General features: G+C 56.2%; 17 protein-coding genes. 4 read left to right on the forward strand and 13 right to left on the reverse strand.

Annotation, left to right across the window (positions count from 1 at the left end; all coding sequences use genetic code 11):
- The 6 genes from AC1PPK_RS25060 to AC1PPK_RS25085 form a co-directional block, all read right to left on the reverse strand.
- Positions 1 to 858 (reverse strand): tetratricopeptide repeat protein, encoded by an 858-nt coding sequence (locus AC1PPK_RS25060; protein WP_481115686.1) that lies wholly within the window; start codon positions 856 to 858, stop codon positions 1 to 3.
- Positions 859 to 987: 129 nt separating this feature from the next.
- The gene (locus AC1PPK_RS25065) at positions 988 to 1,239 is read right to left on the reverse strand and encodes a hypothetical protein (RefSeq protein ID WP_481115687.1); all 252 of its coding nucleotides are present in this window, start codon (positions 1,237 to 1,239) and stop codon (positions 988 to 990) included.
- Positions 1,240 to 1,327: 88 nt separating this feature from the next.
- Positions 1,328 to 1,951: a DUF4304 domain-containing protein gene (locus AC1PPK_RS25070; RefSeq protein WP_481115688.1), complete on the reverse strand. Its 624-nt coding sequence runs from the start codon at positions 1,949 to 1,951 to the stop codon at positions 1,328 to 1,330.
- 48 nt (positions 1,952 to 1,999) lie between these two features.
- Positions 2,000 to 2,341, reverse strand: coding sequence for a DUF6572 domain-containing protein (locus tag AC1PPK_RS25075; protein WP_481115689.1), 342 nt, complete (start codon positions 2,339 to 2,341; stop codon positions 2,000 to 2,002).
- Positions 2,342 to 2,400: 59 nt separating this feature from the next.
- Positions 2,401 to 2,922 carry a DUF2199 domain-containing protein gene (locus AC1PPK_RS25080; protein WP_481115690.1) on the reverse strand — a complete coding sequence of 174 codons (522 nt, stop codon included), beginning with the start codon at positions 2,920 to 2,922 and terminating at the stop codon, positions 2,401 to 2,403.
- Positions 2,923 to 3,472: 550 nt separating this feature from the next.
- Positions 3,473 to 3,868 (reverse strand): winged helix-turn-helix transcriptional regulator, encoded by a 396-nt coding sequence (locus AC1PPK_RS25085; protein ID WP_481115691.1) that lies wholly within the window; start codon positions 3,866 to 3,868, stop codon positions 3,473 to 3,475.
- A 116-nt stretch (positions 3,869 to 3,984) separates the two neighbouring features.
- Between AC1PPK_RS25085 and AC1PPK_RS25090 the strand changes: the two genes are divergently transcribed.
- The 3 genes from AC1PPK_RS25090 (at position 3,985) to AC1PPK_RS25100 (ending at position 5,682) form a co-directional block, all read left to right on the forward strand.
- Positions 3,985 to 4,419: a nuclear transport factor 2 family protein gene (locus AC1PPK_RS25090; protein WP_481115692.1), complete on the forward strand. Its 435-nt coding sequence runs from the start codon at positions 3,985 to 3,987 to the stop codon at positions 4,417 to 4,419.
- A 41-nt stretch (positions 4,420 to 4,460) separates the two neighbouring features.
- Positions 4,461 to 5,069 carry an FMN-dependent NADH-azoreductase gene (locus AC1PPK_RS25095; RefSeq protein ID WP_481115693.1) on the forward strand — a complete coding sequence of 203 codons (609 nt, stop codon included), beginning with the start codon at positions 4,461 to 4,463 and terminating at the stop codon, positions 5,067 to 5,069.
- A 319-nt stretch (positions 5,070 to 5,388) separates the two neighbouring features.
- Complete coding sequence (locus AC1PPK_RS25100) at positions 5,389 to 5,682, forward strand: hypothetical protein (RefSeq protein WP_481115694.1); 294 nt, start codon at positions 5,389 to 5,391, stop codon at positions 5,680 to 5,682.
- A gap of 96 nt (positions 5,683 to 5,778) precedes the next feature.
- Here the strand turns inward: AC1PPK_RS25100 and AC1PPK_RS25105 are convergent, their stop codons facing one another.
- Both AC1PPK_RS25105 and AC1PPK_RS25110 read right to left on the reverse strand, forming a co-directional pair.
- A complete protein-coding gene (locus AC1PPK_RS25105; RefSeq protein ID WP_481115695.1) occupies positions 5,779 to 6,222 on the reverse strand; it encodes an N-acetyltransferase family protein in 444 nt (147 codons plus the stop codon).
- Positions 6,223 to 7,092: 870 nt separating this feature from the next.
- Entirely contained in the window at positions 7,093 to 7,476 is a 384-nt protein-coding gene (locus tag AC1PPK_RS25110) for an energy transducer TonB (RefSeq protein ID WP_481115696.1), read from the reverse strand.
- Between the two features lie 554 nt (positions 7,477 to 8,030).
- Between AC1PPK_RS25110 and AC1PPK_RS25115 the strand changes: the two genes are divergently transcribed.
- On the forward strand, positions 8,031 to 8,324 hold the full coding sequence (locus AC1PPK_RS25115) for a hypothetical protein (RefSeq protein WP_481115697.1): 294 nt from the start codon (positions 8,031 to 8,033) through the stop codon (positions 8,322 to 8,324).
- A gap of 725 nt (positions 8,325 to 9,049) precedes the next feature.
- Here the strand turns inward: AC1PPK_RS25115 and AC1PPK_RS25120 are convergent.
- The 5 genes from AC1PPK_RS25120 to AC1PPK_RS25140 form a co-directional block, all read right to left on the reverse strand.
- Positions 9,050 to 9,544: a hypothetical protein gene (locus AC1PPK_RS25120; RefSeq protein WP_481115698.1), complete on the reverse strand. Its 495-nt coding sequence runs from the start codon at positions 9,542 to 9,544 to the stop codon at positions 9,050 to 9,052.
- A 303-nt stretch (positions 9,545 to 9,847) separates the two neighbouring features.
- Positions 9,848 to 10,333 (reverse strand): ankyrin repeat domain-containing protein, encoded by a 486-nt coding sequence (locus AC1PPK_RS25125; protein WP_481115699.1) that lies wholly within the window; start codon positions 10,331 to 10,333, stop codon positions 9,848 to 9,850.
- A gap of 606 nt (positions 10,334 to 10,939) precedes the next feature.
- A complete protein-coding gene (gene ltrA / locus AC1PPK_RS25130) occupies positions 10,940 to 12,406 on the reverse strand; it encodes a group II intron reverse transcriptase/maturase (RefSeq protein WP_481114021.1) in 1,467 nt (488 codons plus the stop codon).
- A gap of 338 nt (positions 12,407 to 12,744) precedes the next feature.
- On the reverse strand, positions 12,745 to 13,026 hold the full coding sequence (locus tag AC1PPK_RS25135; RefSeq protein ID WP_481115700.1) for a hypothetical protein: 282 nt from the start codon (positions 13,024 to 13,026) through the stop codon (positions 12,745 to 12,747).
- A 241-nt stretch (positions 13,027 to 13,267) separates the two neighbouring features.
- A complete protein-coding gene (locus AC1PPK_RS25140; protein WP_481115701.1) occupies positions 13,268 to 13,495 on the reverse strand; it encodes a hypothetical protein in 228 nt (75 codons plus the stop codon).
- Positions 13,496 to 14,153: the final 658 nt, after the last annotated feature.

A 14,153-nucleotide genomic window follows, 5' to 3' on the forward strand; every position in this document is an offset into this window, starting at 1 on the left:
TTAATTCCGAACAATACCTAGATTGGCGGCACGACAATCCTGCAACAAACCAACGCAAACACTGACCCTCGTGGCAATTTCCTTGGTTTGCTCTCTCGCTGCGGCAACTTCGTCGGCGGTCAGCATTGACTCTATGCGCTTCGCCATCTGACGGGCCAAATCTCCAAACCCGATTTCGGGAGGAACCGCCGCGATCAGCAAGTACAACCACCCCAAGGCTTGAATGGGGTCGCGTCTGACGCCCTCCCCCTTTTCCAGTAGCTTAGCGTAGCCGACAATACCAAACTGATCTCCCGCTTCCGCCAGCTTATAAGTCCAATATGCTGACCGCTCCGAATTCCGCGCAATACTCTTTCCGCCCTTGTATATACGTTCCAATTCGCGCCATGCGCCGACCTCACCGTGTTTGGCAGCCAACTCCAGCCAATACACACCCTCTTCATGATTTTCAACTAACCAAAGTCCTTCTAATCCCGGCCTTTCTTGCCAAACGCCCATTTCCGTTGAGGAGGATGCCCATCGATGAATCTCCTCAGGATCTCGCTCCCACATTACTAGATCCCCCATTAGCATTCTTCCTAGCTCAAATTCGGCGCTCGGGTATCCTTGCTTCGCAGCAGCGCTCATCAGGCTGAAAGCCCGAATCTGACTGCCATTCCAGAATATGAGTCTATTAGCTAGGCGAAACTGTGCATCGGGATTCCCCGCCGCGACTTCTCGCTCCAGGGCGTTGCTCTCCTCGGGAGTAAGTGCTCGTGGCAAAGCCACGATCGGTTCTCCCGCCGGTACCTGTGCATGGCGTCGCATGTAGTAAATGGTCGCCACCAGCGAGGTGACAACAATAACCGCAATGCTCAACGCTCTGATTCCTCTTATCAACCTGCCTCCTGCACTGCTATTTCAAGGATAACTCTCGATATACGAGATCGAGAAATCCACACCAAGGCAAGATGCTCAATACAAAGAATGCGCAACCCGAACCCATTCCTATTCAGGATGTCCATTATCTTCCATAAAGCCCCACGGAATCTCACGTTTGAAGATAGCGATCGACTCCTCTACGACCGCCAACGGAACATCTGCCTTATATAAGGTGACCACCCTGGACTTCTTTGTGTCGTCACGAAATATTTCGACGAGGAGTTCGCCTTCGTAATAAATCTCGACGCCGATACCATCTCGACCACAGCTTACGTCGCTGGCTACCACTACCTTGATATTCTTGAACAGTTCGTTCATAGGGCATTCTCATTAAGAAAAACAATGTTTGAGGTAGCCAGCCTTGCGCGTTTTTTTGCGAAGGTCCGGTGATCCGAGAGATTCAGCGTTATTGGCCCTCCGACAGTTGTCGAAGCTCTGCACGAAGAGCAGCCGCGCTACCGATATTTTCAAGTCCATAGGCGGCAAATGCCATTGAATCGACGAGACGCCCTTCTTTCCTGCAAAGACGTGCGAAGGTAAGAGCCATATGGACCTTCGTAGAACCGAAGCCCTTGAAGTCGAAGGAACCAGCAATGAACTCAGCAGGCGTAACAGTGATGAAGGGCGACGATGGGCCAGACATACCGGCAAAGAGCGCACGGCCAACCTCTTCATACACCAAGGTCGCGGCTTTCATGGCGGAAGCCATACTTTCTTCTGTTCGCTCGTACCTCCACCACTGATCTCTTCCTGTCTCGGAGAGCCGGCGACGAAACTCACAAAGCTCCTGAGTGATCTTTTTAGGATCAGGAGCTTTGCCTAGAAAATCAGGAACTACCAACGGATGCACCGCGAGGTTAATTGCAAAAGAACCGCCTTCCCGCGCACCTTGAACATTGACAATCTGAATCCAATTTCCACGAACAAGACGAAATGTCAAGCCAGAGCCCGAGAATCCGTCTCCACGCAAGACTGGTGCGAGAGTCTGTCGTACCGCAGATTCGATGCGAAGCTGAGGCGATTTGCTCATGACTCCGAACGTAGAAATAATCCACGTGACATTACTCCATCGCACAGCCTAGCTATTGTCATTTTCATAACCCGCTTGAAGAGGACCGTAACGAAAAGCAAGGCCTGCACTTTCGAGGAAAGCCGTCACTTGTGCGAGAAAAGCCTCGGCTTCAGCGGTAGGTCTGTATTTCAGTACCAGATCAATGGCGACGGCACGACCCAACGAAGGCGGGTACGCCGTATGAATTTCACCGCTTTCGACAAACGCCAGATAGGAGTTCAGCTTTTCTTGTAGCTTCATCAAGTGCTCGCCGCCCCACTCCAAATGATCGGAAATTGTGAGATGGACACAGCCAGTCCCAGTATCGGTTCCAATGACATCAACTACTTTGGCTTGCTCAACCGTCATGGCGAAATGCTAATGTTTGAGCTCACTGGTGGCCCAAGACCGTCCGATGGAACAAATAGTTAAGCCTCATGAAATGCGCACTCTGCGATTTGCTGCGCGCGCGAAACCGAAATTCCATTGACTTGATCGATCACCAATGGATCGTCCGCAGGGTCACCTCGATGAAGCATCACCTTCGGACGCTGGCCGCCAAGTTGTACAACCACATCGGCTGCACGTGGACCATCGTATGGATAAGCCGGAATAGAGTTGCAAACCCAGCCAAAGAACCCGTCACCCTCGATGGGCGAATCATAGGTTTCGACGTATCGAGCAAAGCTCTTCTCACTCAGAGAAACCCAGACTCCCCACAGGAACGGTTCTTCGACACCATGAATCGGGACTTCCAAAATGGCACGAATGAAATAGTCTGTTCCCTCTTCATGCGTGATGGTGCAAAAGTCGCTACTAATTTTTCCAATGGTCGCGCGCTGCTCGTCGGACAAGCAAGCGTAGTGGTCGGGCATTCGATATCCAATGCTTGGGGATCCTTCATGGATCTCACCGCAGCATGTACATTTGAAGGCAAAAATAGCGGCCATGGTAGCTGATGAAGCTTAACTTTGTTTTAGAGAGACAGCTTTTCTGCATAACTTCGAAAGGCTGCATGATTATGGGTTTTCGAAGAGTTGGAGCTGGAGACCATTAGCTCAAACCGAAACGTAGTCCTCCGGGCCTGACAGCCTAAATCATCCCTCCATCGCCCCCGCCTCACTATGCACTACGTCACTTGCATATCCAATAAACAATCGAGAAGACCCAGCAATTCGCTGGGCCTGTTCTTATTCACTGAGCACTACGCGACAGCGCCTCCTCACGCAGCGCTGGCGCCAGCACAAATCACGGCATGCAGCACGAACACGCCCCTGGCATTCCCAGCGACAACCAGTCCCGTCTATCAGTTCTCCTGCAACGTGGACACTCTGGCCCTCACCGATCAGCTCACTGCCCGCCAGGCACAACCACACGCCCTGCTCGCCACGCCCTACGGCAACGCCCGTGACACTTTCCGACGCATGAACGCCGACCAGCAGGAACACATCCAGGCGGGCCTTATGAGCAACACCCCATTCCCCCGTACCGCCCTGGCGACTATCTTGCGTCGTATCTGGACTGCGCCTCTCTGACCTGCTCCCAATTTGTCTTTGCCCAATCCACCAATCCTTGCGTGGGGAGCAGCAGGCTCCGTCCCAGATCCGCCAGCTCGTATTCAACGCGGGGCGGCACTTCGGGAAAGACCTCCCGGACAACCATGCCGTCGCGCTCAAGATTCTTCAGGGTTGAAGACAGCAGCCGCTGCGAGATGCCTGGAACCGCGCGTTCGAGTTCGGAGAATCGGGCACGCCCTCCGAGCAGGTCGAGTGAAAGAACGACAAAGATCGTCCATTTGTCACCAATCTTCGTCAGCAGCTCCCGGACGGCCATCGGGTCCGAACTTCTGCAGATTGCGGCCGGGTCCAGCGGACCGGCCTTGCCAGGTTTATGCATGGCTTACCTTGAGGTTAGTTACTGATTTAAAAGTGCCTTCTTCATATCAAGAAGCTTCCTGGATATATTGGTCTCTCACTTTCAAGCAATCGTTCCAAACGCCCGGAGAGTCCAAGATGCCGAATCCGAAATATGCCGCCTACAAGGCGGCCGATCCTTACTTCAAACTGGTGCGGGAAGCACTGGGCGATCTCGTTGATGGCGAGCATTTCTTCGACATTGTCGCTGACGACATCATCTACGAAGTTCTCTACGACATTCCCGGTTGGCCGCGCGTGATTCCGGGGCGGGCCGAGCTGATGGCCCGCTTCAAGGGCTATTGCGAGAGCATCGAGCTGCAGTCCGCCGATCAGCTGATAACCCACAAAACAGACAATGACAGTGTCGTCGTCATCGAATACGAAGTCCACGGGACCATCCTTGCGACAGGCGTGAAATACGACAATCGGTTCTGCTCGATCATCAGAATCGAAAACCGGCAAATCGCGCACTGGCGAGACTACATGGATTCGCTTGCAGCCTGGAACGTATTGACAGCACGCACCCGGTGAATCCCCATGTCACAGAAAGATGAAGATCAAATGAGGCTGCCGTGAAACAAATCCTTATGATTGAAGTCAGTCCGCGGGGAACAGACTCGGCGAGTCGATCGGTTACCCACACGCTTGCCGCGCGGCTACGCGACCTTTATCCATCGGTAAAGCTTGTTTGCCGCGACCTGGCGATCGAGCACCTCCCCCACTTGGACGAGGCCACGCTCAGGGCCATCTCGACCAAGAACGTTGATGAAGCAGAAAATCTGAAACAGAAGGCCCAGCAGTCGGATCGACTGACCGACGAGCTTCTCAGCTCGGATCTTCTGGTAATCGCAACGCCAATGTGGAACTTCGGCATACCCTCCGCACTGAAAGCCTGGATCGATCTGGTTGTGCGGCCGGGCAAGACCTTCCAGTACACCGATGGCGGCGTCCTTGGTCTGGCGCAGGACAAGAAGGCCATCCTCGTGCTGGCTTCAGGCGGCGTCTTCACAGAAGGGCCATGGCACCCCTGGGATTTCGTCGAACCCTACCTGCGCCAAATCCTCGGGTTCATCGGCATCGTCGATGTGCAAACCATCCGGATCGAAGGAATGAACATCCCTGCCCTGGCTCCCAACGCCGTGCCAAAAGCGAATAAAGCGGTTGGGGCGCTCGCCCTGTAAGAACAGGCGGTATCTCCTCCTCCCCAGTCCACCGCACAGACGTCTTCGATCTTGACGCCTGCTACATGCCAGCCCGATACTCCCCCGGTCGCTGCGACAACAGCGACCGGGTTTGGAAGCCCGACACCTACAGGCCGATGGCCGCGCAAGCGGTATCTTCACGTCGGCAGCATGGTCACGCCTGTTCAATGGCGGAACCGTGTGGGGAGCCTTCGGGCTGCCGGTTTCCTGTAGGCCGGTCTTCCAACTCTGCACGGTTTCGCCCCCCGTTTGGAAGCGGGAGCGCGGAGTACACAACCGCACTACAGGAGTACCGATCATGAACACACCCCTGGCATTCCCTGCGCCGGCCAGTCCCGTCTATCAATTCGCTGACAACGTGGACACCCTCGCCCTCACCGATCAGCTCACCGCCCGCCAGGCACAGCTACACGCCCTGCTCGCCATGACCCATGGCAACGCCGGCGACACCTTCCGACGCATGAACGCCGACCAGCAGGAACACTATCTGTGGGCCTGCGCAATGATTGCCGACGAAGCACGGGAACTGACGCAGGCCATCCGGATGCACCGGCAGGCAAACATGCTGGCGCGCCAAGCTCAGGACGACTAACCGACTGCCGGCAACAGGCGGCGGCACATGCACCCTGCATGCCGCCACCACCGACCAACTTCCGGGACGTCCACCCGATCACCCCGGAAGCGCCTCCTATGGATCGTAACGCTTGAGAAACCGGCGCTCGTCGGACAGATATCCCCGCGATTCGTAAAAAGCGTGTGCACCAGTGCGATACTCGCCACTCGTCACCTCGGCACGTATGCATCCGACGCGACAGAAGAATTCATCGGCCGCAGCCAACAACGACGCCCCGATGCCCTTGCGCTGCGACGCGACGTCCACCACCAGCGCGGTGATGCGGCCGATACGCCCGGCCTGGTGGAACAGGTCAAAGGCATGCAGGCTGATGACACCAAGCACGATGCCATCCATCTCCGCGACAAGCACCGCGCTGGTCGAATCGTCTTTCAATGACGCGAGTCGCTGCGCCACGTGGGCAAGATCGACCGGGTAACCCAATTGGACAAGCAACTCACGGATTCGAGGAGCATCGTCGTGGAGGGCGGAGCGGATGGTTAAACAGTCGTTTAACATTCTAGCTCAGGGGCGTGCCGCTTGTCGGTGCGTCCCCTGAGGCGACGGGTTGGGCGCCAGACCGTTCACGTGCGAGGCGGAACAGACGAAACGCGATGAATGGATATGCCACCGCTTGCAGCCAGACGAGCCCCCCCTGCTTCTGCAGGTGGCCAGACACGAGCGCAATAATCGGCATTACTAAGAAAAACGTCGCGCAAAGGTACAGGCTTATTGGCCCCATGAGTCCGCCGTGCGTGGGACGGCCAGATATGAGGCGCAAACTCTTTTCCAGTCCCCACAACGTGAGTAGAACCATTATTGAACCCACCGCCATGGCCAAAGGGGGATTTCTATCAGGCGGGGCGACGACGAGCGTCGCTGATCCAATGGCGCAAAAGAACAACACGACAACAAGAAAAAAACCAAACGGTATTTCTATCCAGCGCGGAACCCCACCGCCCATTGAACTCATATCTTTGGCATCCAACGTTTTATTTCAGCGGCGCCGTTAGGCGTTCGCCAGAGTGAATGGTCATGCCTCGGCATCGTAAGTGCCTTCCTCGATTTGAGGACCCACAATTGCGAAGACGTTCAATTTGAGATTGCCTGCTATAACAGAAGCGGCACGTTCAGGCCATGCCCGGCAAGCCACGGAACAAACTGGGATAAAGGCAAAGCTGTACCGGCAATACAAAGAAGAATGCAGATAAGCTGCATATTACGTCCTGCAGGGGCTGACTCTTATAGGTCGACAGTTCTGTCGCAGTAACGACGGAATGCCGGATAACACTCTCTGCAAGCCCACTGTTTAAAAACCTGACTACGTGCGACCCAAAACAACATGACGGGTTGGAGCCTGCGTGCACAACGCGGCCTGGGAAAGAGGCGTCAATCTCTGCGGCCCCAGTTCTTGGGGATATGAACAGGTACGACCATCGATACCTCGGTCGGCTCATCATCCAGGGGGTACGGTTTGAAACGCATTTTCCGCATGCCATGTAGTGCAGCTTCATCGAGGTCTGAGTTGCCGCAAGAGGAGAGAAGTACGGTTCGCACGACTGAGCCGTCGGACGCAACGTGAACCTTCAGGATTGCGGGCCCGGTGACGCGACCTTTAACAACGATGTCAGGCACAGCAAATCTGAATCTTGTCAGAGGCTGCAGATCCTCGATCTTCACTATCTGCTCAGGCCAGTCGGCGGAGGTAGCGCCGACCGGAGCGGCAACCATAAGCAGCGCAGAGAATGTAAATGGCAATATGAAGGCGCGCATGTTCAGTATGGGTCCAGACGTTAGACGCGAGAGGACTGGGCGGCGTGAATAAGTAATCGAAGCCGCTGCAAGTCCGGCAAACGAGCACCGCTCAAATCGGTGCGCATGTCAGATCAACTGCGAGCGCGTATCCGAATCAACCACCACAGCATACGCACAGACAAAACATATGTCCATTGAGTACCCTTGACTGCACGACACGCACACTACCCATCCGCGTACTTCCCAGTCGGACTCTGTCCCTCATAAGGCCATTTCCCACCGCATCACCCGTCCTTCCCCCTTCTTGACGCTCCCCACGTGCCAGCCCGATACTCCGCCCGTCGCTGCAACAACAGCGACCGGGTTTAGCAGCTCGCAACCTACAGGCCGATGGCCGCGCAAGCGGTATCTTCACGTCGGCAGCATGGTCACGCCTGTTCAATGGCGGAGCCGTGTGGGGAGCCTTCGGGCTGCCGGTTTCCTGTAGGCCGGTCTGCTAACCCTGCTCGGTTCCGCCCCCCGTTTAGCAGCGGGAGCGCGGAGTACACAACCGCACTACAGGAGTACCGACCATGAACACGCCCCTGGCATTCCCCGCCCCGGCCAGTCCCGTCTATCAATTCGCCGACAACGTGGACACCCTGGCCCTCACCGATCAGCTCACCGCCCGCCAGGCACAGCTACACGCCCTGCTCGCCATGACCCACGGCAACGCCGGCGACACCTTCCGACGCATGAACGCCGACCAGCAGGAACACTATCTGTGGGCCTGCGCGATGATTGCCGACGAAGCGCGGGAATTGACCCAGGCCATCCAGATGCACCGGCAGGCAAACATGCTGGCGCGCCAAGCTCAGGACGACTGACAAATAGCCTGTAATAGGCGGCGGCGCATGCCGCATGCGCGCCGCCAACATCGGCCAATATTCGGGAGTTCACCAAGCCCCCATCCCGAAAGCCCCTCCTCTGCGCCGTAGCGCTTGAGAAAGCCAGGCTCGTCGGACAGATTGCATTAGAGCCGACGCGACCGCCGCAACAAAACTACCGCCGAAACGGCTAACCAAACTGCCCACCAAATGGCCCCTGCGTAGAACCAACCCAACTGAGTTGGTATCGGCCAGCCGTCAGACGAACCTTGAAGTGTCGGGATGCCGTGACTCTCAATCGCCTCCAGAAACGCGATGGTGATGAGAAAGAAGACCGCGCCAATTGGCGGCACAAATTTGGCCACCGCAATTTCGGCTCCCACCAACATGAGACTGCCGAGAACTACAAGGGCTGACGTTCTGATACGGTCCATGGCGTGGCGCTAACGTGAAATGAGGGGGCGGGCCGGCTTCGCCGGCCGACATTCCTGCGGCGAGGCCACGACTCAACTGATGGGCTATCCCAATGGCAACTTTGTGGCAGCTACGTAGACAGACCGCTTCTGGCCGACAACCGCCTGATGCCGCCTGCTTGCGGTATCGAAGGACAGGTGCCGACCCAATGTTGCCGTTGAGCTTTGAGGAAAGCGGTCGGTCAACGTTGAAGTGAGCGGCCGGCACGGCTTTTCGCTCAGGTCCGCTCGACTGCCGGGTTGGGGCGCGGGTCAGTGGCTTGGCTTGGTGCTGACATAGGGCGCAGAAAAGTCGTTGTCGTAGGTGCCTTTCCACGATCGCACACGCAAGGCGTTCGCATAGTAGTACTCATAGTTTGCGTCTGGAATTTCCTCGGCCGGGACAGCTGCCCCTGAAAATACGCCGTCTTTTATTAGGTTGTCTCCGCTGCAGAGGTACGAGACGACCACAAACTCCTCGTTCAGCAATTGTTGAATGAAGGCGATGGCGCCCGATGGCTCTTTGTCGGAGGGGAGTATCGACGCGTAGTGACGGTGGCAAGAGTCAAAGCAAATGGTGATCTCTTCGTTGTATTGCGAGGTGACGCCCAGCGGACCGTTCGTTGCTTCGGGCAACGGTGGCACTTCGACACGGAAGTAGTTGATACCGTCTTCGGCGACAACAGACAGAAATTGCCTCCAATCGGGAAATACGGAGAACAAATCTTCCGCCATCTGACGCGAGTACGGCTCAAGTGCCTCGATCATGAAACGCCCCAACTTTGTTTTAGGGTGATAATTCTGCCGCATAGCATCGGAATTCCGGATAGCGCGGAAGGAAAAGCAGCAGCCGACAGCATCGTCGGATGATCCGATCCATGTGGCACGTAGGACATAGAGCCTACCGTTTCGCCCGAACGGGCGCTATCTGGATCGGATGACGACCGGCCTCTTCTGGCTGACTGCAGCCCTTCGAAAAGACAAGTTCCGACCCAATCCCGCCGTTGAGCTTTTGGGGAAAGCTGCCGTTCAACGTAAAGTTCACCGACACAAGCGAAGCAAGCATCCGGGTTAAGCGCCTTGTTTGGCGCGATTCCTGATGAATAGCGCAAGCATTTTGAATCCTTCATAGTCCGCGTACTCGGCCGCCCCCATTCCATGTAGCCGATAGGCAACATCGGCTCCACGTTCAAGCAACAAAAATGCAATTCTTTCCTCCCGAGAGCGAATCGCATACATGACGGCCGTCATCTCATCAGCAATCCGGTTCGGATCCGCTCCTCGGTCCAAAAGCAGCCTCACCAATTCAACGTTGGATGACTGACAGGCGTATTGAAGACAACTCGGCCCACCCGGAACGGCCGCGTTTACGTCCGCGCCGGCCTCTATCAGGAGCGCCGCAGTCTCATTTTGATTTCCCACCAACCCCCGGAAGCACGACCAAAGTAGGGGCGTATACCCATCTCCATCGATTTCGTCCACGGCATCCCCCCGAGCCAAACAGGCCTGCACCCACCCTGGGTGACCATTGTAAGCAGCGCAGTGAAGCTCTTTCATCTAGTGGCCCAACGTGTCTTAGCCTGCAAGGCTGCGGACTCATTTGCATGAGTGCGGGCTATTGGCTGTCTTCTGACTGATGCCGCCTGCTTGCGGTATCGAAGGACATATGCCGATCCAATGTTGCCGTGAGCTTTGAGGAAAGCTGTCGTTCGGCGTTGAAGTGAGCGGGCGCCGAAGGCGGTCCGCTCGACTGAGATATTAGAGATTGATTTTAAAGCCACGGCGACCAGCCTTTCGGAGCGGGAGAAAAAGAATGACAACGGCCCATAGTGTGGCGATAAAAAGGGAGAGAAGACAAAAGACGAAAACTGAGCTCTCGGCCATTGTGTAGATGGCACTTATGCCCCAGGCGATAAAGACCAAATATGACCAGCCAGAGACAACAGCCGAATTAGGCGCAGAGTCGCTGCTGCACAACGGACAGCGAATAGGGGAAAGCTCCCGTGCAAACAACTTTCGCCACGGGTGAATGCTATTTGCATTACAGTGCGGGCAAAGTGCCAAGGCGATCTCTAATCGGGATAGGAAGAAGCCTCGCGGCTCCTCCCTCCCACACCACCGGACGTACGGGTCACGTATCCGGCGGTTCGATGAGTTGAATTCCTACCGGGGCGCAAGGCTCGGTAGTCCCAGTGATTCGAAGAAGCGCAGTGGCAGTGCAACGGTCAATGCCGGTGTCTTCGATAACCGCCACGGGCCATGGGCCGACTTGCTGGTGTTCCACGCTTCGCGCACGGAGACCCCGCGCTTGCGTAGTTCCCGGTAGCCGGCCGATCCCCATTGCTTCCAGATGTAGCAGCGCAACTTGCGCCGTACCCATTTGTCCACGTCGCGTAGAGGGCTCAACACCTCGGCGATGCCGAAGTATGCTTTCCAGCCAAGCAGGGTTTCTCTCAGCTCTGCCACGATCACTTTCAAACTGGTGCCTCTTGTACGGCGGGTCAGTTCCCGCACCCGGTCCTTGAGCTTCTCTAGCGGCTTGTCCGCCACCTTCAGCTTGGCACCGTTGCGGCTGACCGTGAAGCCCAAAAACTTGCGGTTTATGGGCCGATCCACCGCGCTTTTCAGCGGATTCACTGTGAGCCGCAGTGAGTCACTGACATAGCGTGCCACGCTCGCCATCACCCGCTCTCCCGACCGCTGACTCTTCACCAGAATATTGGCATCGTCAGCATATCGGGCAAACCAGTGGCCGCGTCGGTCCAGCTCCCAATCCAGTTCATCCAGCACCACGTTGGCCAAGACCGGCGACAGAGGACCGCCTTGCGGCACGCCCGTATGAGTGGGTTCGAGTTTGCCCTCCACACTCACGCCGGCCTTGAGGAAGCGGTTGATCAGGCGTAGCAGATCGGCGTCCGGGCAACGGCTTTTCAGCCGCACCATGAGCCGATCCTGATTGACCCGGTCAAAGAAGGCTTCCAGGTCCATATCCACCACCCAGCCATAGCCCGCCCGGATGCACGCCTGCACATGACGTACTGCCTCATGGGCTGAGCGCCCCGGTCGGAAGCCGTAGCTGTTGGGGTGGAAGTGCGGTTCCCATTGCGCCGAGATCACTTGGGCAATGGCTTGCTGTATGAAACGGTCCAGCACGGTAGGGATGCCCAGTTTGCGCATCTTCCCGTCCGGCTTGGGGATTTCCACGCGCTTGACCGGTTGCGGTCGATACTGCCCCGCCTCCAGTTGCACTCGAATTTCCAGCCAGTGCTGTTTCAGGTACTCCGGCAGTTCATCAACAGTCATGCCGTCGATGCCCGGCGCGCCCTTATTCTGGCGCACTTGCTTCAAAGCGCGTTGCAGGTTGGCCCGCTCCAACACTTGGGCCAGCAACGCTTGGGATGGAATCGAGTCCGGGCGTCCCGGTAATCCAGCGACGAGTTCATCCTGCGGCAGCGCCGCAGCCTGCCGAGGCAGGTGGTCAGATGCAATCCCGTCACTCTTCACCGTGGTCCTTTCTCTCTCATCGTTCGGGCCTTCGGCAGGGGCAGCCCGCCTACTATGCCCTCTGCTGACTCCTCCACGGTATTCAGCGGCCGTTACCAGCCGCCCAGCTTCGATCTTCTGAAGCACCGGGGAGGTCTCCCGGGGTAAGACACGTTACCTTCACTGCATAGACGCCGGATTTACAAAATGTACCCCAACCGCAGATGGAGGGCTTCGCGGTCACGTGCCCGCTCGCCCCAGGTACATCACGCCTCATATCCGGTTTTTGTTCATCGCCCCACAGTTTCGGATTGAGCTTCCTTCAGACCCCGCCTCGCGACGACGCCCTTGCCCTTCTCCTTGCCTTCGGCTCTGCGAAAACCTGGCCATCGGACTTACACCGACGAAGTAACGCGCCATGCCCGGCGCACACGTTTGAATTCAGCGGCCGCCGGAGGCGGTCCGCGGGAGTGACGGCTTGGGCTTCATAGCTGACAAGCGACAATACTCAAGGACCAAGATGCCGCTTGAAAAACAAGCTTGTCTCCTGACTGCATTTCAATCATGTACTCGCCGCGGGCAGTTTCTTTTATTTCGTTAATCATCGTAGATGGCCCCCATGGATAAGCGTGCGGTAACACTACCGAAGTAAGCGAGAAGAATGAAAGCATGGCAGGAATACCGCCGACCAATAGAAGCTTCACCGTAGCCTCTGCAGAGGCCCACTCAAAAGTAACCGTCTGAAGAACGGCATCATGGAGTTCCATGGCCTCAAAGGCGTGTCTTTGGCTCTTCAGGACGAACGTGGCTGCTTGATTCAAATTCCACCCATACCAGGCAATATGGCAAATGAGTTAATCCAAACACCCTAGCCAACCGGCACCGGAACGCGAAGCGTGGAGAGCTCCGCGGCAGGCCATGGCAATGCCGAAGGCATGACCTGTCGTGGCATCCGCGTTGAACGGCCAGTGAGGCCGGAGCGCGTAGGCACTGCGTTGGCATTGCACGTTAGCGTACATTCGAAAGGTGAGTTTCATATTGGGCTCCGCTCATTTTGGAAATCAACGCATCAAGCTTTCGCTGCACATCGCCAAGGCTCATGCTGGCAGCGGCTCGCGCAAGCAGTTCGAGAACTCTCAGTGATTCCCATGGACTCTCCTCTGCGACGTTTGGCAGCGCATCTAGTGCTAAGCCGAATTCATTGTGATCAAGAAATTCTTCGGTGTCGGCGAGCAAATCAGAGAGCTCTGCTTCCGCGATTTGTGAGATATGCGCTCAGTTCGGCAATCGCTCTCATCCTGGCTTTCCCTCTCATTTTAATTGGCCCGTCTTTGACCAAAGACAGCCGCTGAGTGCTACTCCACATACGCTCCCATGACTAACATAGCCCCACCATGATTTGTTGCAAGTTGCCCCGATGTACTTCACACGTGTAGCCAGTTGCCACGCATTCAAACGTGGTGTCGTGAAAAGACAAGATGAAATGTCTGTAGTCGTTAAAATGTTCTGGCTTGTGATAAGGATGAACCGAATTCATTCGTTCCAGGGCTTGAATCCACGCAGAGGAGGTGACTTCAAATGCACCGTATGGCTCTAGGCCACGGTCTGCTAATGGATGGCCATGAAAAGCCTCATCATTTGGCGGACCAAAGAAATGAGCGATTGCGCGTGTAAAACGAACTACGCCGATTAATTCGCCATCAGAGTCATGCGAGACAATCCGCACATTTGACCCATCCCAACTCGGGTCATGCTCTTGGAGCAAAAAGGCAACAGCAAGAGAGTCCTCGGTTGCGACGATACTGGGCAGAGGTGCAGGGCAATCGCACCTACTTTGCATAGTGAAACGCCCCTCTTAAAACGCAACAAATTCGTGACGTGACTGTTCACCGCG

The sequence above is a fragment of the Zoogloea sp. JDB1 genome (assembly GCF_056724025.1).

Excerpts from the sequence above, each read along its gene's own strand:
- AC1PPK_RS25065 (WP_481115687.1), bottom strand. The coding sequence starts at position 1,239 with ATGAACGAACTGTTCAAGAATATCAAGGTAGTGGTAGCCAGCGACGTA.
- AC1PPK_RS25070 (WP_481115688.1), bottom strand. The coding sequence starts at position 1,951 with ATGAGCAAATCGCCTCAGCTTCGCATCGAATCTGCGGTACGACAGACT.
- AC1PPK_RS25075 (WP_481115689.1), bottom strand. The coding sequence starts at position 2,341 with ATGACGGTTGAGCAAGCCAAAGTAGTTGATGTCATTGGAACCGATACT.
- AC1PPK_RS25080 (WP_481115690.1), bottom strand. The coding sequence starts at position 2,922 with ATGGCCGCTATTTTTGCCTTCAAATGTACATGCTGCGGTGAGATCCAT.
- AC1PPK_RS25085 (WP_481115691.1), bottom strand. The coding sequence starts at position 3,868 with ATGCATAAACCTGGCAAGGCCGGTCCGCTGGACCCGGCCGCAATCTGC.
- AC1PPK_RS25090 (WP_481115692.1), top strand. The coding sequence starts at position 3,985 with ATGCCGAATCCGAAATATGCCGCCTACAAGGCGGCCGATCCTTACTTC.
- AC1PPK_RS25100 (WP_481115694.1), top strand. The coding sequence starts at position 5,389 with ATGAACACACCCCTGGCATTCCCTGCGCCGGCCAGTCCCGTCTATCAA.
- AC1PPK_RS25105 (WP_481115695.1), bottom strand. The coding sequence starts at position 6,222 with ATGTTAAACGACTGTTTAACCATCCGCTCCGCCCTCCACGACGATGCT.
- AC1PPK_RS25110 (WP_481115696.1), bottom strand. The coding sequence starts at position 7,476 with ATGCGCGCCTTCATATTGCCATTTACATTCTCTGCGCTGCTTATGGTT.
- AC1PPK_RS25115 (WP_481115697.1), top strand. The coding sequence starts at position 8,031 with ATGAACACGCCCCTGGCATTCCCCGCCCCGGCCAGTCCCGTCTATCAA.
- AC1PPK_RS25120 (WP_481115698.1), bottom strand. The coding sequence starts at position 9,544 with ATGATCGAGGCACTTGAGCCGTACTCGCGTCAGATGGCGGAAGATTTG.
- AC1PPK_RS25125 (WP_481115699.1), bottom strand. The coding sequence starts at position 10,333 with ATGAAAGAGCTTCACTGCGCTGCTTACAATGGTCACCCAGGGTGGGTG.
- AC1PPK_RS25135 (WP_481115700.1), bottom strand. The coding sequence starts at position 13,026 with ATGGAACTCCATGATGCCGTTCTTCAGACGGTTACTTTTGAGTGGGCC.